Below are 20366 nucleotides of genomic sequence, written 5' to 3'. Positions count from 1 at the left end.
ATCCAACAGGTTCTTCTTTGGTGGCCTCATATAACAAATAGCTCTATAGGCTCTTTCTCCGCGACCTCGTTGGACCCTATTCATACCCCTCTAGTTTCTAGAGGCTCTTAATAGGAACAAGTCGCACCTACATTTTTGACCGCTGTGAGTACCCCTTTGCCATTGTACCGTCTTTTATCTCCGTCTCTAAGTTCGTGAGCTTCAAAACTACCTGTTGATGCACCACTGGGCACTTGGGCTAATCCCATAATCCCATTAGCTAGGTGTACTTCTGCTTCTACAGTTGGACGACCACGAGAATCAAGAATTTCTCTGGCGCGGATTGATGAAATAGCTGTCTCCATACTTTTTCTTCTTTTATTTTGTCAAGTTTAATTGGATTGGCTAAAAACTAATTCTGATTAAGTAATACACAAAATTTTTATTATCCTCTAGGATAATAAAAATTTGTATTTTTTGATAAGAATTAGCAATTTTTAGCTGTTCTACTGACAGAATAAGGCTTAATTTTAATTTTTAGCTATAGATCAAAAATGTTTAATAATTTTTTTGTTATTTTCTGAAGTTTTCTTATCACTAAGAACAGCTAAATATTAAAAGTTTTATATTATTTTTATGATTAATACTAATTCCCATATTTGTCTATGATTTGAGCCTATTTTTTATATCATCAGGACTTACTAAAAAACGAGGGTATGTGTCTCCCCTGGTTCGGGGATGAAAAAATATTTAGGGCTGGCTGAATAAATCTAAAAATCTTTAAATATAAAGATTTTAGCCTTTTTCAAGGCTCGAAAAAGTTCCACTTTTGCAGTGAAAAATACCAAAAAGCTGGTACTTTTTCCCGATCTAAAGTTGTTAAGAACTTTATCTGTCAATGCTTTCATGCTTTTTTCAGGAATCCCTATATATAGTGTTTAAAACTATTGCACAATAGTTTCTTGACTCTATATATAGTAGCTTTCTTCCTCCAAAATTTAACTATTAAATCTGTACTTCATATACTGGAATTTGCTATAAAAAACTTTTTCCCTTGAAACCTTTCTTTCTCTTCTGCCTTTTTTCCTCCAAAGTTTAAGCAGGATTTGCTGAAAAAAGCAGAGTGTGGGAGAGGTGGTTCGTTTGGTTCGTGTGAGAAAAGAGAAAAAGTAGAAGTAATAGTTTTACCTTAATTTTTCCGTTCTTGTTTATCCAAAACCCTAACTTGAGGAGCATGAAAAGCTAAAAACCAGGTACTTTTTCCCGACCTAAAAAGGCTCAAACTTTAGAATCAGGACTTACGCAAAGACACTATATATAGGGTATGGTAAAGAGAGCGATTGCTGGCGCAAAGCTCCGCTAACGCTCTCTTCAAAAAATACAAAAGGCTGAAAAATTGACCTCAAATTACTTGAAATTATTTGGTATACTAATTTAGTTAATCATCAAGGATTTTCAGATGTACTTTAATTATATAAAATCTTGTCATTATCTCATAAGTAGTCAAACAAATTACACTCTAACAAACCTTGCCCAGCATCTAGAAAAAATTAGTCACGATCAAATCAATCGTTACTTGAAAAGTATTGATTTAGGGAGATAAATTTTGTGGCTAAATGTCAGTGAAGAAATTGTCACTACTGAAGATGGTTATTTGCTCCATTGATGATACATTTATCAATAAAAAATATTCCCGTGCGTATTGAACTTGTCCGGCGCCAGTATAGTGGTAATGAACATAAAGTAGTACGTGGAATAGGAATAGTTAATTGTTTATATTTTAATCCTCAAATAGAAAGCTGCTCGGATAATAGATGATCGCATTTATAATCCAGAAAATAATGAAAAAAGTAAAATAGATAATGTAGAATAAATGATGATTGATGCAGTTAAAAATAAGAAAATACCAGTAAAAACAGTATGAATGGATAGCTGTTATCCAACTCAAAGACTAATGGCTTTAATAGAAAATTTGGGTAAAATTTACTATTGCCCGTTAAAAAGAAATCGCGCATGTAGATGACAGTGGAGGTCTAAAAAAATCTCAAAAACTGGAAGAAATAACATGGAATGAGATGGAATTACTCTCAGGAAAAATTATTAAAATAAAAGGTTTTCCTAGAGATAAAAAAGTTAGATTATTCTGGGCTACTGTTTCCACAAACTTCAGCAGAGTATATTGTCACTAATGACCCTAGATACCAAAGCACAGATGAGGTTGAGTTAGAAATACAAACCAGATGGAAAATTGAAGAGTTTCACACAGAAATTAGACAACTAACAGGGCTTGAATTTTGGATAGGGTCGTCGGGTAAAATTCAAAAAATCACATTGCTTGTACTATGTTAGTGTGGAATCATTTGAAAAAAATAGCAACTCATATGGGAAAAACTATTTATCAACTGAAACACCAATTATTATCTGAATATCTAGTATCTGAACTCAAATATCCGACAATACAAATGAGAGTTATTTAAGTTTTTATGGATTGTTTAAAATTAACTTTCGTTGGGTGATCGCTATAACATTTCAAGCGTTAGCGGAGCTTTGCATCAGCAATCACTCTATTGACCATGCCCTATATATAGCGTCTTTGCGTAAGTCCTGAGAATGTCAATGCGAGCAAGATTTAATCAGCAAGCCCTAAGTATTAGACATCTCCAAAAATAAAAATTCAAATCAATTATTATCCATAAATTATCAATTCTTCTTCCCAGTTAAGCGTGGTTGTGTTCCCTGTTCCCTCTTTTCTGGAGATGTTTATTAAATCTGTACTTCATATACTGGAATTTGCTATAAAAAAATTTTTCCCTTTAAATCTTTCTTTCTCTTTTACCCTCAACATAGCTACCTTCTGGCTTTCTTCCTCCAAAGTTTAACCATTTAACCAGACATGATATTACTGCTGTTTTGGTAAGTCTCGTTAAGATGATGACAATTTTCTATAACTAAACAGCAAAAAATAGCTGAAGTTATCGTCAGTCAAGCTTTTCCAGCAAATAAATATTCTTTTGTGATAATTTACTTTTTAATGGATATCAGCTATATACAAACTTGCTTGTTAGGCTGCTTTGCAGTAGGTGGATTCAACTTAGTATCTATAAATTCCACTGGCTCCCAAGTATTAATCCACAAGCGAGCCCCACAAGGCGCGGGTTTGTAAGGTCGATATACGATGTAGCAAGGACCTTTAATATGTAATTCATAACCATAATCGTTGCGATCGCCATCTTTAACCGAAAGAACAGGTTCTAGCTTTTCTGGAGGCTTACCGATATTACCTTTAATTTTGCTTTGATTAACATGAATCATTTTAGGTTTGGTGGGTTTTTTCTTCCGCCAAGTACCTTTCGGACCGCGTTTCCCCTCAATTATGACAGGCATTCCATTCTCAGAAACTGGTATTTCCCAGAATCTACCATTTTTATAAGCTCCTTCCACTCTTCCTTCACCCAATAAGTCTAGCAGACGTTTACGGGAGAAACCTAATAAAAGAGATGCTTCTTTCGTACCCATGATTTTTTCCTCAACTGTTGTACAATAGTTATTATTCAATAAAAACTTAACTTTGAGAAAGTTGCCTAAAAAGTTAAGTGTAAATGAAATAAGATTTTTGTGGCATAAAAATTCAATCAGACATGATATAAACTCTCTCCAAATATATCAAGCTTTAAATACAATTGCTGGATCGATGCGAGTTACTTTTTGAATAGCAAAGAAAGCTGAACCCACACACATCCCAACAGTTATACCTAATACCCCTAGTGCCGACCAAGGTGTAATTAAAATAATAATTCCCTTACTAGCCACCCAACCACTCAATCCTAAACAAACTAACATTCCTGGAATATAACCCAAAACTGCCATCCAAATTGCTTGCTCCACAATTACTGCATATAATTCTCTATCCGAAGCACCCATTGCTTTAAGAGTACCAAACTCTTTAATATGGTCAGATACAGAAGAATACAAAATTTGAGCTACCACAACTATACCCACAATTATACCTACCACTGCTCCCATCCCCAAAACTAAACCAATATTGGTTCGTGCTAACCAGAAAAATCTAGTTTTTTCTGATAATTCTTCTTTAGTATAAGCAGCAGTATCAGTCATTACCTCTTCTATTCTTTGTTTTAATATTTGTAAATCTTGACTAGGTTTAGCTTTGACTAATATATAAGCGATTGGGTCTGCTGCTTCTAATTTTTTGGGTTTAGGTTTTTCTTTCAACTTTTCAGTAGGGTCTTTTTTCTCTACGACTTTTGTACATCGTAGATTGCCTGCTCCTGCGACCTTGCAGTTAAGTTCAGCCTTAATATCTGCATTAATATAAGCATTGGCATTTTCCAAAGATGTAAATAATAAGGTACTTGATACAATTGACTGAGTATCTTTGGTTACTGCCACTAATTTTGCTGGTAAAGAACCAGCGATCGCTGTTGTTCCTATTCCTTTAGAGAGCATACTTGATAATCTGCTTTGGTCAGCCATCACGGCAAAAGGTTTTTTTAGGTCTTTGATATTGCCCTGAAGAATATTTCCAGAATTAAATAGTTGTCCATCTGGGTTAAATCCAATAACCATTAATGGACTCATTTCTCCATTTTGAGGTCGCCATCTGACCCCTCCTAAAATTAATGGTTCTGCTTTTTGGATACCTTGGATATTTTTGGCCTGATTCAATTGAGCATAAATCAGGGGATCTGTCAATTCAAAGTTAACCATTTTATCAGAAGCAATCCAAATATCTGCATTGGATTTATCTATTAATAGGGTTGTGGAACTGGCAAACCCTTGTAATATTCCTGTTTGAATAGTTACTAAGCTAACTGCAAATAATATTCCAGCTTGAGCTACGAGAAATCGAGGAATATCTTCTAATAAATTTTTACGAGCTATGGAAGCCATTAAAATATCTTTGAGAATATGTGTTTTTTTTAGTGAAGGATTCAGGAATTAGGAATCAGAGTTAAATATCAATTAGGGCTTGCTAATTAGGGCTTGCTGATTAAATATTAAAGGATTAATATATAAATATTTTAGGTTTTTTAGGTTGGGAAAAAGTACAAGCTTTTTGCTCTTTAATTAATTGGCAAAAAAGCTAGGATTTTGGTTGACTTTGGCAGAAAAACTAAGGGATAATTCTTCTTCCTGTCTTGGTGTAAATTCCCTACTTCTCCTGGATTTTAGGATTGCTGACTTCTGTCTCCTTCCTGACAAAAAGACTTTTTCCGCAAACCCTAATTAGGGCTGGCGTATGGAAATATAAAACCTTTTACTGACAAAGCTTTTGACATTTTTTAGTATGGAAAAATACAACTTTTTGACCTTAACCTTAAGCAAGCAAAAAGTTAGGATTTCGAGCAGAATAATTACAAAAAAATCAAGGGATAATATTCTCACTAACTTTTCTATAATTCTCATTCCTCCTGGATTGCTGGATTGCTGGATTCTGACTCCTTCCTGACAAAAAGACTTTTTCCGCAAATCCTAATTCAACTTGAAAATGTTCATAGATAAAGTTTTTCCTCTTTATTTTATGCTAAAAAAGTGCAACTTTTTAGATAGCTCTAGTTCAAAAAATTAGCATTCTGGGCAAGAGTTGGGTGAAAAAAAATTACTCCCCATTTCATCTCTTCATCTCTCCATATTCCCATTTCCCCAGATTCTTAAAAATACTTTTTCCGCAAATCAGAATTAAAGGTTTGAAGAATTTTAGGTATTGAAAAAGTATCAGCTTTTCGGTTTATGGAGCAGAAAAAGTGAGTCTAAATGGGGTAATTATGATAGAAAAACTAAGCAGCAATTATGAATGACCACCTTTTCTCCAATTCCTGTAAATCTTAACTCTTAACTAGGGCTTGCTGATGAAAATCACAGTATTGATAGATAAAGCTTAAAAGCTGTTTTAGGTCATACATAAAAAGTGCCAAAAAATTACTAGGTTAATCTTGAAAACTCTAGATTTTTATTGACAAAACCAGGAAAAATGTAGAAAAATTAATACTTACAAACATTGCCCATTGCCTACTTTCAGTAAAAGACTTTTACGGTTCCCGATAAATCAGCAAACCCTAACTACTTCCTACTCTAATAAAAAGACTTTATTCAGGAACTAGAGAGTGCAAAGTTTTCCTAAAAAAAATATTTGCTTTCAAGGTTAAACTATTACTGACAGATGCTTACACAACCTACTATTCTCAATAGAAAGTTTGTAACTTTTAAATACCTAAAAGCCTTAGCTAGCAATAGTTATTTCCAGAACTTTGCACTGTCTAGTCAGGAAGCCCTAATTATTAATTATTAATTGTTAATTATTAATTATTAATTATTGATGATTTAAAGTTTCGCTTCTACAATCTGATAAGTATTACGAAAATAGGGAAATTGAGTTAAGAATCTTAAAAGCAATTTCCAGTACCAAGGCCAATATTCTACATATAGTTGATACATAGACCAAGAATTAATTACTTTTAATCCCATAGCTGTTAAATCTTCTTGATTCTTGACAAACCATTTTAGAGGCGCTCCAATTTGAGTAAATATTTTATTAGATATTTTGGTAGAAATTCCGACAATTTCTAAATCTAAAGTAGCACCAGGAAAACGAGACTGCATTACATATATCAGTTGCTGAACTTCATTTACCTCTAAGTACATTAACAAACCTTCTGCAATAAATAAAATATTTTCTGGTGCTACCTTTGGTAAAGCATCCATCCAATCAAAATCCATAACTGATGCACCAATAAACTGATGTTGTTCTGTCTGTGTATCTAACTTAGAACGTAATTCAGTTACCACAGGCAAATCTAGCTCGAACCAACGATAAGCATTTTGTCCTATCCGATGAAAACGACTAGATAATCCAGATCCTAATTCTACAACAACAGGATAAGAATGATTAGCAATATGAGAAGATGCTATTTGGTCATGGTGATAAGTTCGGATAGCAACCACAATACTAGAAACTTTAGCAGCTTTACCATAAAGTAGGTCTAGTTCTTGATTCCAACCTACAAGTTTTAACCATTCAACAGCTAGTGGATCTTGAAAGAGGGGATGGGGATGATTTTGTGTTTCAGCTCGTCCCCTTAGTGGCAAAAGTAAGGTGCGAGGTACACCAGTTAATTCATTGATGATTTTAGACATGGTATTTCTGGAATCTCAACTAAGCGGACGGAACTAAAATTAAAGATTCGTGTTTTGTGCTTTAAGTAGGGCTGGCTGAATAAATCTAGAAGTATTGACAGAAAAAAGTCTTAGGCTTTTTATATCTGGAAAAAGTATCAATTTTTCTGTCGCAAAAGGTCAAAAACCTAGGACTTTACATTAGAGTTGTTGGGAAATAACTTAGGTTAGCGAACAATGAAAATCAAACTAATCAATTTTGAGACCGTGATTTTATTATTTATGCTGCCATCAGGTACAGGTTCCATAGTCCAGTTGCTGTTAACATTAATTTTTCATCAAAATCATACTTATGATTACGGGAAATCTGATTAACAGCCCCATAGCGCTTGATACCCGCAAAGGCGTTTTCACATATATATCACTCTAGATTGACTTAATGTCCGATTTTCAAGGCGTTGCTGTTCAGTTAATTCTCCCCCTTTTGGTTTCTTATGGGGTATGTGGATATTTTTATACTGGTGTTGAATACCTTGAAACCCACTATCTACTTCAATTGGTATCTCCCCTAGTATATTTCCTATCAACTTTTCTTGGTCATGTAGTTTCTTGTCATGTAATTTTCCTTCTCTTGCTTGGCTCAATACCAGCACTTGTTTGTTTTGGTCTACTGCTGCTAGGTGTTTACGGGTATGACGCTTTTTTTTCCTGAATAATTCAGTTTTGGTTTTTCTGAGTCAGTGGGTCGTTGCATCGGCCACTGAAGTGCCATCCATTACTACTCGTTCTACTCCAGGAAAACGTTCTATAAATGCTTGGACACTGTTGATTTGGCGTTCTGGTAGTGCTTTTTTTCTCCCTGCTTCTAATATAGGCTGTAAGCGATGAGACCAATTATGTGTGACGGTCCATGTCAAACAGAATACTAGCCAAATCAAAGGTGGGATAACATTTCAAGTAGAAGAGGATATAAAATAATTTGTCTTCAACAGTGGGTAAAGGAGCCTTACGGCCTCCTCCAACAGAGCGTTGACGAGGTTTGTTTCTCAAATGTTTGCTCATATACTTGAGAAAAGGTTAAGAGTAAGGATTGAAATGCTTTACGATTTAAGGAATGTTAATGCTCTGAGTAACCTATCCTGTTTTCAGGCCCGTTTTATATTTAGCATTTCTAAGCACCAATTTCTTCTTAACTTAATTTTACCTTGATTTCCCAACAACTCTATTATTATTCTGTGATTAAGTCAATGCTCCTGCTTACTTAATTCTTTATCCTTCATAGTTAAAAGCTCTGGTATTGTGACAAACTCATAATCTTGTTGTTTCAAACCGGCAATAATATCGGGTAAAGCTTCTACAACATGGTCTCTTGGACCACCACCATCATGTAGCAATACAATTCCACCGTTGCTAGCTTTTTCTAAAACATTTTTGGTAACTTGTTCAACTGACCTTTCATACCAGTCTTTAGAATCAGCAGACCATAAGACGACAGAGTGTTTGCGCTCTTGAGCATAATCAACTAAACCATTCTCTAGAACTCCTGCAGGAGGTCGAAATAGATGAGTAGTCCTACCTGTAACTTCATATATAAGTTTTGCAGTACGTCCAATTTCACTTTTAATGCGGTCTGGACTCATTTTATTGCTTTGAGAAGGATGGTTCCATGTGTGATTAGCAATAATGTGTCCTGCTTCTACAATTTTTTTGCCTATTTCTTGACGTTCTTTTAAATGTTTACCAATTACAAAAAAAGTGGCTTGAATTTCATTTTTTTTGAGAATATCTAATATCTGTTCGGTGGTTTTATCCCAAGGACCGTCATCGAATGTTAAAGCTATAACTTTTTGTTGGTTTTTCAGAGTAATATTTCTAACTGTTTCTCCTTCAAACCTTTTTGGTACACTAAAGTTAAAAGTTTTTAATTCTAATTCCCTAAGTTTCTGTCTAGTTGTCTGAATATTTTGAGCAACAATTGAACTAATTTTAATTGTTTTTAATTGGTTCTCTTGGTTATCTATTTTATTTTTTGTAGTTACAGTTGGTTGTTGGTTAGCTAATATATTTATGGCAAGTAAAATGCCTATAAAAAAACTACCACTAGCTGCAATTATTGTTGCTAAAGGTTTTCCTTTTCTAGGTAATATATCCAAACCTAAATTTGTCATTTTTTTCTTCAGATATTGTAATTTTATGGAATTATTGAGTAATTTTTTAAATTGAAATTTTTGTCTGTTTTGAGAGAATTTTACTTTCATAATTAGGGTTTGCTGAAAAAGTATTTTTTAAGGAGTAGGGGAGATCTAAAGTACTTTTTTTAGCCCAACGATGTGCCGAAAATGGTAACTTTTTGATTGTTCACTGACTTATCGGGAATCGTACTGTGCATGGTTGAACTGATTTTTCGGGAACCGTAAACCAGATACTTTTTCCCTACCTAAAAATGCTTTTAGCTTTATCTGTCAAGGCTTTTATATTTGCAGACGCCAGCCCTAATTAGGGTTTGCGTATGGAAAGCAAAGTGTGAGAAGGGTGGGAAGACAGAGACAGCAGGAGGAATAATTTTTCCGTGGTTTTTCTACCCTTGACTTCCCTAAAATCCTATTTCTCGGGAACCGTACTTTTTGGTATTTTTAGCTGAGAAACTGGAACTTTTTCAAGGCTCGAAAAAGGCTATAATCTTTATTTGTAAAGACTTTTATATTTCCAGACGCCAGCCCTGATTAGGGTTTGCGTCTGGAAAGTCTTTTTCTGAACAAATTTTTTGATAAATATCAACAATTTTTTCAGTGACTTCAGTTATGCTTAAACCATCAGTATTAATTTCTATAGCATCTGCAGCTTTTCGCAAGGGAGAAACTTCTCGGTTACTATCTTTTTGGTCTCGATTAATAATATCTTTTTCTATTTCTTCTAAAGTGATATTTGTTTGACCTTTCTGTTGTAATTCTAGTAGTCGCCGTTGCGCTCGCTCTCTTGCTGAAGCTGTCAAAAAAATCTTGACTTCAGCATTGGGAAATACATGAGTACCAATATCTCGTCCTTCTGCTACTATCCCTCCTTTTGTTCCAAATAGTTGTTGTTGTTTTACCATAAAATACCTTACTGTAGGCTGGGCTGCAATAGTTGAAACATGATTTGTTACTTCCCGACCCCGAATTGCTTCTGTAACGTCATGGCCATTGATTATGACTTGATTATTCTCTGGTCCATCAAAGCTAATTTGACATTGACTGACTAATTCTGCTACTTGAGCTTGGTCGGTAATTGATATACCAGTTTGCAATACCATCCATGTCACAGCACGATACATTGCCCCCGTATCTAAGTACAAAAGTCCTAGATTTTTTCCTAGTAATTTAGTAACTGTGGATTTACCAGCACCAGCAGGTCCATCTATGGCAATTATGGGTTGACGGTTTCTCAAGAGTATATTATCTATTAAACGGCAAGCTCCAAGATGAGCAGCGATCGCTAATAAGGCTATATTTTGAATATTTTCTAAAGGTTGTAAAGTTTCAGGATGAACTATTTCTAAATATTCTAGTTTTACTGTTGGTTGAAGTGCTAATTTTTCTGTTACAGCATCTTTAATTTTTTTGACAATATTTGGGGTGTCTCGATTCTCTAAAAATATTTTTCTACCATAATCAAGAGAATTATAAAGTATGGAAGCTTGCTGTTTTTGTTCAGCAGTTAAATATTGATTTCGAGAACTAATAGCTAATCCTGAAGGTTCGCGAATGATTGGGCAAGAAACAATATTAATTGGCAAGCTTAGGTCTTTGACTAATTGTTTAATAATTGCTAATTGTTGAGCATCTTTTTGACCAAAATAAGCATTGTTTGGCTGAACTAAATTTAATAATTTAGTAACAACTGTTGCTATTCCTTGAAAAAAGTTAGGTCTAGAAATCCCACACATAATTGATGTCATTTGAGCTGGAGGAACAATTGTAGTTGTATTATTTTGAGCGTTAGTTGATAGCTCATTTTCCATACCCATTGTTTCCGGAGTAGGAGCAAAAATTACATCTACTCCCTCTTTTTCACAAAGTTTTTTATCTGCTTCTAACTGTCGGGGATATTGTTGAAAATCTTCTGTAGGAGCAAACTGTAAAGGATTAACAAAAATACTAACAACCGTAATTTTATTTTCTTCTTTTGCTCGTTTAATTAAACTTAAATGTCCTTCATGTAAAGCTCCCATTGTTGGAACTAAACCAATAGTATAGGCAGATTTTTGTGATTCATTTTGAAGTAAATTTAAGTAGCAACGTAAACCAGCAATAGTGGTAAATAAACGCATTTTTTTTGATAAATATAATGAGTGTGAAAAAGTCTGATGGTGAAGGTAGGGAGTAGGGAGTAGGGAGTCAACCCACCCCTAACCCCTCCCAGGAGGGGAATTTATGAGGAATAGGAGTTACAGAGGAATTAGTTGGAATAATTGTCTCTTAATTTTTCTACTCTTGTGTCAGCCTTTTATACTAACTTTTTAACCCTTTTGACCTAAAAGCTGGTACTTTTTCCCTATCTAAAATTTCTCAAAGCTTTATCTATGAATGCTTTTATATTTCCATACCCAAACCCTAAATTACTAATTAGGGTTTGCTGAAAAAGTCTTTTTGATCAGGCAAGGGAGTAGGGAGTAGTTAAGAGTAAGGAGAAGCAGGAAGTTATAGAGAAAGTAGTTCAAAAAACATAGTAATTAGGAATGATCTATGAGATATTTAAGAACAATTAAGTAAGATAAATCAAAATCTTTTTAGAGCCTATTTCGGGTAAATGAGGTACAAGATAAATTATGGCAAATAAAATATTGGTGCAGGCCGGAAAGCCTGCGTAAGTCTACCTCACCAAGGTGAAATCCCCTGTATATTCTGACTTCTGACTCCTGACTCCTTCCTAAAACTAATTCAACAACCTGATTTGGGCTACAACAAAAATAGCAGGAATCACACGACCATAATTCGTAGCGATCGCTCTCCAACCTAAATCTGCTAAAAACCAAGTCCACAACATCGGACCTAAAAATCCTAAAGCTGTTCGTACTGCCCCATAACGAGCTGCACTAATAGCCATCCCCCGATTAGCCATTTGTATCGCAATGTGACTTTGAAACTGAGTTGCTGCTGTTGCTCCACCTCTGACTAATGCTGCCTTTGCCACTTGATATTTAGCAAAATGAATTGCAAATTGATGAGCTAACTCTTTTAGTAATATTGGCTTCAATACCGAACTCACTGCAAAAGCAGTGCTACCTTTAAATAGTAAATTTAATGGATTATTTTGTATTGATATTGGTAGAGGTTGAGGTAAGTAAAACTCTGCAAGAGAGTTTTTTATATTTTTGGTTAGAATATCCTGTTCCGAGCTAGGCAAATTTTTCCAGGTTCGGCCTAAAACATGGAGAAATACCTCTGCTTCTAAATCAGTAGTAGAAATTTTTTGAGAATAGGGAATTTTTAGATAACCACATACCTTAATTAAAGCTTGTCGATAAGTTACTTTTCGAGTATTTCCCCGTAATACCGTCATACCATCTGCGACCAAATAACGAAATCTCTGGTCTAGTGCATCTAACCAAGCATCGCGATCACGACTTTGTACATCTATTGGTAGAGGAGTCTGGAAATAATCCAAAGGATTTATTCCACGTCCAAACAAAAGCTCTGTTAACTGTTGTAACTCCTCTTCTGTTGCTAATTCCAGTGCTGCTGTTAGTTCATCCAAATTAATCTTTCCTCCACGACCACAAAGCACTATTATTATACAATTCAATTTAAGTAGACTAACTACCAAAGTAATTAGAACTTATAGCGCTAGGGAACAAGGAACAGGGAACAGAAAACAGCGGTCGTTAGCGTTTGCGAAGCTTTCCGTAAGGAAAGCCTCCCAAAGAGAAGGAACAGTAGAATCTCAAAGGATTTTTTGTATAGGGAAATGCTCCGCAAACAGGATGTAGAAATCTCTTAAGCTTTGCTTCGACTGTTATAAGTAAGTATAAACCTGGTTTATTAAGCAAATTTCTAGATTTGAAAAACAATAGTTATGGCAATAAACCCAATTTTTTGTTTGAGTGTGTAAGTCCACTACCACATTGAAGTTAACCAGCTAGTTATTTTAACATGAAAGATTGATTTTAATAATAAAAATTATGAACAAACCGCAAAAATTTGATATTGCTGTCATTGGTGCAGGTATCGCTGGTTTAGTCTGCGCCCAAGAATTACAGCAGATGGGTTATTCGGTAGTAGTGCTAGAAAAATCTAGAGGAGTGGGGGGTCGCATGGCAACTCGCCGAGTTTCAGGAAGTCGCGCCGATCATGGAGTACGTTACCTTGAACCTAGAGGTAAATTTTGGCAACAATTAATTGATAATCAAAAAATAAAAAAAAATAACATCGATACCAAACCAATTATCCAACTTTGGACAGATAAAACTTATGAACTAATTCACCCCCAGGAATTACTACTTCCGACGACCAAAAATTGTTATATCGCACCCCAGGGAATGAATTCTGTCGGCAAATTTCTGGCTGAAGGTTTAGATATTTGGTTCAGTCGGCGAGTACAAACGATACAACAACTAGCAGAGAAAAATTGGTATTTGACTTTGGAAATTACTAATGATGCTGCTACTGAAAAACCAACAGAAGTAATGGCAAAAGCTGTAGTTTTAGCAATTCCTGCACCTCAAGCTTTAGCAATTTTAGAAAAACCTATTGCGGAAATACAGCCAGAATTTCTTGAGCATCTACGTTTGGTAGAATATGATCCTTGTATCACAGTAATGGCAGGATATTCTCAGGCACTACAAGAAAATTTACCAGAATGGCGAGCGATCGCTTTCTCTAATGATGAGTATCTGGACTGGGTAGGTCTTGATAGCAGTAAAAGACAGGACGCGAGTCAACCTGTATTTGTGATTCAAAGTAGCGCCAAATTTGCTACTACTCACCTCGAATCCCCAGACTTACCACCAATAGGGAAAAAAATATTGGAGCATACAGCACAAAAGTTGTTGCCGTGGTTAAGAGACCCAGAATGGTTACAAGTTCACCGATGGCGTTATGCTTTTTGTCGTCAAGCTTTAGCTGTTTCTTGTCTGACTACAGAAATACCATTGCCATTAGTAGGTGTTGGTGACTGGTGTGGTGGAGATAATATTGAAAGTGCTTTTACTTCTGGGTTAAGTGCAGCACATTGGTTGAGAAGGAAGGCAGAAGGGAAAAAATGAAGGCTGAAGGATTTAGAGAGTAATTTGAAAAATCACTTTGTTGTGTATCTAAATTTCAGGTATTTACAGTATATTTCGGGCAGCGGTCGTTTCGTTGCACGACATGAAAAGCGGAGTCTCCGGAAGGATGGGATGGCGAGGAAACCTGCTCTTATATCAAATCCGGTTAAATAATTGTTATATAGTTGGGATAGGGAGATGGGGGGATGGGGGGATGGGGGGATGGGGAGTAGAAAGTGTAGATAGAATTATGAACATATACACTTGTAACCGGATTCTATATTACAGACCTGCTCCGAAGTACGCCATATCTAATAGACCAAGAGAAATAAGGTACACGTTTGAATTGTAAAATTATTGTAGTGCGGGAATCTTGTCGGCGATAGATATACCTCACGGACAACGGGAAGCGCTGTAAGTAGGTTTTGCTCATAGAACCCCTAAGGGTATCTTTTCAGGAATTGGTTATACTTAAGTAGCGATCGCCATTTATGACAACCAAGATTTGGGTAAATGGGATATTCAAGCAGTTTGACAGATAAAGAATGGGTTCTGATTGAACCATCCCATACCAAAAAAGAAGAAGACTTGTCCAACAAAATGGACTAAAAGGCAAATACTTGATGGTATCCTCTGCCAACTTAAGAATGGTTGTAATTGGTGTGATTTGCCTAAGGACTTACCCCATTACTCCACAGTTTTTTGGCATTACAAACAGTGGCGCTCTCAAGGAGTAATTGAGAATATTAGAGATGTTTTACACGCTCAAGTACGCCAAAAAGTCAAAAAAAAGCCAAATGGACAAGTTTAATCATCATTGATTCACAAGCAGTGAAAAATACTTGCAATGAAGCGTGTAGAGTCCAAAGGATTCTGTTTTTACAAGGCAAATAATGGAATTAAGAGGCATATCGCAGTAGATAGTCTAGGTTTTCCTTTTTTTACTGATTGCACTAAAGCATCAATATCCGATGATGTCGGATTAATTGAAATGTTATCCGACAATATTGATTACTTTAAATCTAAACCAGTCAATATTCCTAAAATTACGATTTGACTTGACAATGGATACCAAGAGCGAAAAAATCATACAGGAGTTACAGAAAATTTATCCAGGGATTATGACTAAGATTCGGTTTCAACTCTCCCCCAAGCCATCAAAAGTGGAGAAAGAGAATCTGGAAAAAACAGGATTGGTTCCAGTGAGAGCTTGGGGTGGTAGAAAGAACTAACTCTTGGATGGAAAGATGTAAAAGCTTGAGCAAAAATTTTGAGAGAACTCTTGAACACGTCACAGCCAAGATTAATCTTTGTTTTATTCGACTGATGCTTAGGAGATTAGCGATCGCCTAAATTTTTAAAGATACCTTTAGAGGTTCTATAGAAAAGAAAGTCAACCTAAATGATGTGTGATATCATATCCGTGGGGGATATCGTTTGCGTAAAAAGTTGGGAAATATCTACCTTCTTTCAGCAATTAACAATGAAAAATTAATAATTAATAATTACCCCTTCTTAAAAGAAGGGAATTGACTAAAAGGAAAATTTTGTATTTCTCCCCAATCCTTGGTCGGGCTTCCAGGCGTAAATTGTTGAATGAATAATTATTGACTATAAACTCTTGATTATTAATTATTAACTATTAATTATTAATTGTTTGGTAAGGTTTTTCCAACCTATAGCAACTTCTTTCTTTTGAAAAAAATGACAACTGAAATTCCCACACATAATGTTAGTTATTGTCTAATTTATCCAGCTATTTATGAGAATAATTTACCACAACATTATCCTTTAAAATTGGGGATTTTAGCTTCTGGTAATGGAAGTAATTTTGAAGTTATTGCAGAAGCAATAAATAATCAAAAATTAAATGCTCAAATTCAACTAATGATTTATAACAATTTTAAGGAAGGCAGAAAGGAAAGAAAGATTCAAATGCCATGACCCAGAAACCCGGTTTCTTTGCAAGAAATATCTACCGCCATATTAACAGGACTAAAGCCATGAACGCTATTATTAGGTTGTGTTTTCGGCGCTTGAGCCGATATGAAACGCTGGGCGACATGAAAAGCTCACTTCGTAACGCACCGAAATACTATATATAGCACCTTTGCGTAAGTCCTGATTAAGATTTTTTCTTCTCTTAAAGCTTCTTTCTTCTTTCTTCTTTCTTGCCTTACCCTTATGATAAAATGTGAAAATCTATTTGAAAAAAAATGACAACTCAAATTTCAACACCTAATGTTAATTCTTGTCTAATTTCTCCAGCTATTCCTGACAGTAATTTTTCACAAAATTTCCCTCTAAAATTGGGAATTTTAGCTTCTGGTAGTGGCAGTAATTTTGAGGCTATTGCAGAAGCAATAAATAATCAAAAATTAAATGCTCAAATTCAGGTAATGATTTATAACAATCCTGATGCTAAAGTTGTATTCCGAGCTGAAAAGTGGGGTGTTCCATCGGTATTGTTAAATCATCGAAAATCTAAAAATAGAGAAGAATTTGATAGTAAAATCGTTAAAACTTTACAAGAATATGATGTAGAGTGGGTAATTATGGCTGGTTGGATGCGAATTGTTACTAAAGTTTTAATAGATGCTTTTCCCAATCAAATTATTAATATTCATCCTAGTTTATTGCCTAGTTTCAAAGGGATAAAAGGAGTTGAACAAGCTTTAAATGCTGGAGTAAAAATAACTGGTTGTACGGTACATTTAGTAGATGTAGAAGTAGATAATGGTCAGATTTTAATGCAAGCTGCTGTTCCAATTTTACCTGATGATACAGCAGAAACTCTCCACGAAAGAATCCAAGTTCAAGAACATAAAATTATTGTCGGTGCTATTGCTCTTGCTGCATCAAAAAATCAATAATTAGGGAGTAGGGAGTAGGGAGTAGTTAAGAGTCAGCAGGAATAAAAGTTATAGAGGAAGTAGAAGTAAGAATTCTCTCTTGATTTTTCTGTCCTGCTAAACTTTTTCTGCTAACTTTTTGTACCTTTTTGACCTAAAAGCTGGTACTTTTTTCCGACATAAAATTGCTAAAAGCTTTATATGTAAATGCTTTCATATTTATTCAGCAAATCCTAATTAGGGTTTGCTTATGGAAGTCTTTTCACCAAGGCAGTAGGGACGTTGCATAACAAAAATGCGTTTTCCGTTCCGGAATGCTCCGCTTTCCATGTCGCGCAGCGATACGTCCCTACAGAGTAATATCAAAATCGTAGGGGTTTGGTCTCCAATTTTTCGGGAACCGTACCCTCTACAAACTAGGATTTTTCGCTCTTTGCTGATGGTAAACCTTATTCTCCAAAACAAGCGGATTTGATATAAAGAGTAGTTAAGAGTCAAGAGGAGGCTGTAGGGACGTCCTTATGCAACGTCCCTGCAGATTAATATCAAAATAATCAGTGATAAAAAACTTTTTCCCTTTAAAACTTTCTTTTCCTTCTGCCCTCTGCCTCTCTTGGTGCGCTTCCCTTGCGTCTGTCGCCGACGCGGGGTCGCAACGCTTCTGCCTTCTGCCTTCCTTCCTCCAAAATGTAACTATTCAACCGGACATGATATTACTTCATGCTTTTTCCAAAGGTGCCATTGTTAAGCCAGCGCGACTCAACTGCTGATGATACAATTCTGCTTGTTCTTGAGGTCCTACCCAGACGATCGCTAGACCTTCATTATGAATCTGATGAGTCAGTTCCCAAGCTCGATCGTTTGTCATGCCAGGAATATATTTTTGGAGACATTCAGCGACGTGCTTAAATGTATTGAAATCATCATCCAGAACAATGACTTTGAAATTGGGATATGGTTTGTTAAGAACTTGAGCAGACTGTCTGGGAGCAAGAGTTGCAGATGAACTTCCTCCTCCAATTGATATATTTTTGACAATTCCTGTGATAGAATTTTTAGGTTTCATACTACTATTCTCCTTTACAAATCAATATTACATTCCCAGGACTTACCCAGGGGAACCCAGAAACCGGGTTTCTTTTCGTAAGTCTTCATTTATATCATAAATAATCTTTGCATAATTTCCTCAATATTACGAGCATAGACTTGTTGAGCATATTTCTGCCTATGCTGCTCTGAACTAAGAGGTTTCCTTGTCAAAGTTGCCTCTTGAACACACTCCATTAACGGGCGACGCAAAGCCTCATATTTACTGAAAGCTCTTTCTATTGCTACCAGATCGTCCCACTGATTTTTTTTGTTAATCTCAGTCACTATAGTTGTCATTACAGCAGCATCTTCCAGACCTTGATTAGCGCCTTGCGCCATAAACGGTGGCATTCCATGAGCTGCATCACCCGCTAATACAACTCGCCCTATATTCCATTTTGGCTGGTTGGGAGTAAAAGCATTAGCATGGTAAATATAATACGGACGTTGTATCATCTGTTCTGGAGATGATAAAGCCACTAACTGCTGAATAATTTCTGGGAACTCAGCTTTTTTCAACTCCAACAGAGCAAGATCGATTAAGTCTTTTCCTGACTTTCCTGCCAATAACTCTAAAGATAAAGGTGTGTGGATTAAATATCTATATTCACCACACTGAGGAGAAAATAAAATTATTCTGGGGGTTTCGTTTGCTGTAGAATTTTCTGCTATTTGCTGATTGAGAATCGTTACTACTCGCGAACCTTGCAGAAATAAATCCTGAATTTTTTGTGCAAGTGCTTCTGGGATATTATGTACTTCCCCGCAACGAATAGCTGCCACACCAGTATATTCAGGTTTGCTATATACACTGTATGGAGTATCTTTGTAGATTACCTGACGCACAGTCGAATTAATTCCATCTGCTGCAATTAATAGTTTAGCGCGGATAGATTCGATCTCGGATTTAGGTGGTATGAAAGAACTTACAGTTCTAGTTTCATCATTTTCTTGTCGATCATCCCAGTGGGAATAGGGATTTGTTTTTGTTTTCTGATTAAAAACGAAATCTGCTCGAACACATTTTAATTCTGGCTCCGCAACCACGTTAATACAACGATGATTAGCTTTGACAAGTTTTTCTGGTAAGAGTATTCTCAATTGAGTTTGTAAGTCGTACCAAGATATTGAGACTCTCCCTTCCCCGTACTGATGATACCATTCATCATATTTTACAGAAAATGAATGGATTTTTTGCCCGTTGATATTTCTGGTCGTCCATTCTGTAGCAGGTTGATTTTTTTCTGCCTTGTTTTCCTGGTTTGGTTGGGTTGAATTATTGAATTTATTACCAGTTTCTTTGATATTTTTGTATGCTTGAGTATGGGTATATTTCAGTGCTTTCAAGCCATTAGGTAAAAGATCGATACCCTGACCTATTTTACGGAAAGCACGAGTTTGGTCTAGGACAACAATATTTTTAATCCCACGCTGATATAAACCCAGGGCAGTTGCTAATCCCACAGGACCTGCACCAACGATAGCTACATCATAGTCAATTTTGGGATTGGAGTTTTCAGGTAACAATGATTCTATTTGTTTTGGTGTCATAAATTAACTTGAAATTATGATTCTAACTATTATTGTACAATAGTAAACTGATGGCGAACCTAGAAACCCGTTATGAGCATAGATGTTTATTATTAAAAACAATGATTTACCCCAGAAACTAGGTTTCTTGGCGTGAAATTATGATTCTAACTATTGTACAATAGTAAGCTGATGAGGACTTAGGTAAAGAAAACCAGTTTCTGGGTTCCCTTGTAACTATAGTTATCAAAGTAACACAAGCATCTTGTTTGTATCAGGACTTACACGGGAGGCATTATATATAGAGTCTTGCTCAGTTACGAGATACGCTTTCCATGTCGCGTAGCGTTTCGGCGCTTGAGCCGACATATAAAGCGGAGCTTTGCAGAACGCAAAACGTACCCTACAGATAGCGTTCATGCGTAAGTCCTATGTATATAAAAAGCTTAACCATTTAGGATTCCTAGTTTGTAGTCTACTCACCAGAAAACGCAAAAAACGATTATGTGTGTTTTTCTTTCAGAAACTATTGTACAATA

General features: G+C 35.6%; 15 protein-coding genes and 3 pseudogenes. 6 read left to right on the top strand and 12 right to left on the bottom strand.

Going from position 1 to position 20366, the window contains the following annotated elements; genetic code table 11:
- Positions 1–128: 128 nt before the first annotated feature.
- Positions 129–344, bottom strand: a pseudogene (gene eno, locus VKJ25_RS01350) (phosphopyruvate hydratase); the annotation flags it as partial.
- Between the two features lie 1094 nt (positions 345–1438).
- Here eno and VKJ25_RS01345 point away from each other — a divergent pair.
- Positions 1439–2456 (top strand): annotated as a pseudogene (locus VKJ25_RS01345) (IS701 family transposase).
- A 565-nt stretch (positions 2457–3021) separates the two neighbouring features.
- Here VKJ25_RS01345 and VKJ25_RS01340 read toward each other — a convergent pair.
- From VKJ25_RS01340 to VKJ25_RS01305, 9 genes and pseudogenes are all read right to left on the bottom strand, one after another.
- The gene (locus tag VKJ25_RS01340) at positions 3022–3495 is read right to left on the bottom strand and encodes a hypothetical protein (protein WP_324234827.1); all 474 of its coding nucleotides are present in this window, start codon (positions 3493–3495) and stop codon (positions 3022–3024) included.
- A 147-nt stretch (positions 3496–3642) separates the two neighbouring features.
- Positions 3643–4890 (bottom strand): ABC transporter permease, encoded by a 1248-nt coding sequence (locus tag VKJ25_RS01335; protein ID WP_324234826.1) that lies wholly within the window; start codon positions 4888–4890, stop codon positions 3643–3645.
- Positions 4891–6321: 1431 nt separating this feature from the next.
- The gene (locus VKJ25_RS01330) at positions 6322–7134 is read right to left on the bottom strand and encodes a class I SAM-dependent methyltransferase (protein ID WP_324234825.1); all 813 of its coding nucleotides are present in this window, start codon (positions 7132–7134) and stop codon (positions 6322–6324) included.
- A gap of 389 nt (positions 7135–7523) precedes the next feature.
- A pseudogene (locus VKJ25_RS01325) lies at positions 7524–7814 on the bottom strand (transposase family protein); the annotation flags it as partial.
- Between the two features lie 36 nt (positions 7815–7850).
- Positions 7851–8030, bottom strand: coding sequence for a hypothetical protein (locus VKJ25_RS01320; protein ID WP_324234824.1), 180 nt, complete (start codon positions 8028–8030; stop codon positions 7851–7853).
- Positions 8008–8175, bottom strand: coding sequence for a transposase family protein (locus tag VKJ25_RS24405; protein WP_375340289.1), 168 nt, complete (start codon positions 8173–8175; stop codon positions 8008–8010). Before VKJ25_RS24405 ends, VKJ25_RS01320 begins: the two co-directional genes overlap by 23 nt.
- Before the next feature lie 182 nt (positions 8176–8357).
- Entirely contained in the window at positions 8358–9281 is a 924-nt protein-coding gene (locus tag VKJ25_RS01315; RefSeq protein WP_324234823.1) for a polysaccharide deacetylase family protein, read from the bottom strand.
- Between the two features lie 530 nt (positions 9282–9811).
- The gene (locus VKJ25_RS01310) at positions 9812–11422 is read right to left on the bottom strand and encodes a bifunctional pantoate--beta-alanine ligase/(d)CMP kinase (RefSeq protein WP_324234822.1); all 1611 of its coding nucleotides are present in this window, start codon (positions 11420–11422) and stop codon (positions 9812–9814) included.
- Between the two features lie 605 nt (positions 11423–12027).
- The gene (locus VKJ25_RS01305; protein WP_324234828.1) at positions 12028–12849 is read right to left on the bottom strand and encodes a YaaW family protein; all 822 of its coding nucleotides are present in this window, start codon (positions 12847–12849) and stop codon (positions 12028–12030) included.
- A gap of 424 nt (positions 12850–13273) precedes the next feature.
- Here VKJ25_RS01305 and VKJ25_RS01300 point away from each other — a divergent pair, with 424 nt between their 5' ends.
- The 5 genes from VKJ25_RS01300 (at position 13274) to purN (ending at position 17229) form a co-directional block, all read left to right on the top strand.
- Positions 13274–14356: an NAD(P)/FAD-dependent oxidoreductase gene (locus VKJ25_RS01300; RefSeq protein ID WP_324234821.1), complete on the top strand. Its 1083-nt coding sequence runs from the start codon at positions 13274–13276 to the stop codon at positions 14354–14356.
- A 556-nt stretch (positions 14357–14912) separates the two neighbouring features.
- Positions 14913–15167: a transposase gene (locus VKJ25_RS01295; protein ID WP_324234820.1), complete on the top strand. Its 255-nt coding sequence runs from the start codon at positions 14913–14915 to the stop codon at positions 15165–15167.
- A gap of 404 nt (positions 15168–15571) precedes the next feature.
- Positions 15572–15709, top strand: coding sequence for a hypothetical protein (locus VKJ25_RS01290; protein WP_324234819.1), 138 nt, complete (start codon positions 15572–15574; stop codon positions 15707–15709).
- A 351-nt stretch (positions 15710–16060) separates the two neighbouring features.
- Complete coding sequence (locus VKJ25_RS01285; RefSeq protein WP_324234818.1) at positions 16061–16300, top strand: hypothetical protein; 240 nt, start codon at positions 16061–16063, stop codon at positions 16298–16300.
- Between the two features lie 272 nt (positions 16301–16572).
- Positions 16573–17229, top strand: coding sequence for a phosphoribosylglycinamide formyltransferase (gene purN / locus VKJ25_RS01280; RefSeq protein WP_324234817.1), 657 nt, complete (start codon positions 16573–16575; stop codon positions 17227–17229).
- Positions 17230–17926: 697 nt separating this feature from the next.
- Here purN and clpS read toward each other — a convergent pair.
- Together clpS and VKJ25_RS01270 are read right to left on the bottom strand one after the other, a co-directional pair.
- The gene (gene clpS / locus VKJ25_RS01275; RefSeq protein WP_324234816.1) at positions 17927–18274 is read right to left on the bottom strand and encodes an ATP-dependent Clp protease adapter ClpS; all 348 of its coding nucleotides are present in this window, start codon (positions 18272–18274) and stop codon (positions 17927–17929) included.
- Between the two features lie 89 nt (positions 18275–18363).
- Positions 18364–19848, bottom strand: a complete 1485-nt coding sequence (locus VKJ25_RS01270; protein WP_324234815.1) for an FAD-dependent oxidoreductase — start codon at positions 19846–19848, stop codon at positions 18364–18366.
- Positions 19849–20366: the final 518 nt, after the last annotated feature.

It is taken from the genome of Okeania sp. (assembly GCF_035285525.1).
Classification (GTDB): Bacteria; Cyanobacteriota; Cyanobacteriia; order Cyanobacteriales; family Microcoleaceae; genus Trichodesmium.
This window is presented reverse-complemented; position numbering and strand designations above follow the sequence as displayed.

What these genes read in the sequence shown, in the direction of transcription:
- VKJ25_RS24405 (WP_375340289.1), bottom strand. Translation starts at nt 8,175, where the DNA reads ATGAGCAAACATTTGAGAAACAAACCTCGTCAACGCTCTGTTGGAGGA.
- VKJ25_RS01340 (WP_324234827.1), bottom strand. Translation starts at nt 3,495, where the DNA reads ATGGGTACGAAAGAAGCATCTCTTTTATTAGGTTTCTCCCGTAAACGT.
- VKJ25_RS01285 (WP_324234818.1), top strand. Translation starts at nt 16,061, where the DNA reads ATGACAACTGAAATTCCCACACATAATGTTAGTTATTGTCTAATTTAT.
- VKJ25_RS01310 (WP_324234822.1), bottom strand. Translation starts at nt 11,422, where the DNA reads ATGCGTTTATTTACCACTATTGCTGGTTTACGTTGCTACTTAAATTTA.
- VKJ25_RS01315 (WP_324234823.1), bottom strand. Translation starts at nt 9,281, where the DNA reads ATGACAAATTTAGGTTTGGATATATTACCTAGAAAAGGAAAACCTTTA.
- VKJ25_RS01330 (WP_324234825.1), bottom strand. Translation starts at nt 7,134, where the DNA reads ATGTCTAAAATCATCAATGAATTAACTGGTGTACCTCGCACCTTACTT.
- clpS (WP_324234816.1), bottom strand. Translation starts at nt 18,274, where the DNA reads ATGAAACCTAAAAATTCTATCACAGGAATTGTCAAAAATATATCAATT.
- VKJ25_RS01300 (WP_324234821.1), top strand. Translation starts at nt 13,274, where the DNA reads ATGAACAAACCGCAAAAATTTGATATTGCTGTCATTGGTGCAGGTATC.
- VKJ25_RS01335 (WP_324234826.1), bottom strand. Translation starts at nt 4,890, where the DNA reads ATGGCTTCCATAGCTCGTAAAAATTTATTAGAAGATATTCCTCGATTT.
- VKJ25_RS01270 (WP_324234815.1), bottom strand. Translation starts at nt 19,848, where the DNA reads ATGACACCAAAACAAATAGAATCATTGTTACCTGAAAACTCCAATCCC.
- purN (WP_324234817.1), top strand. Translation starts at nt 16,573, where the DNA reads ATGACAACTCAAATTTCAACACCTAATGTTAATTCTTGTCTAATTTCT.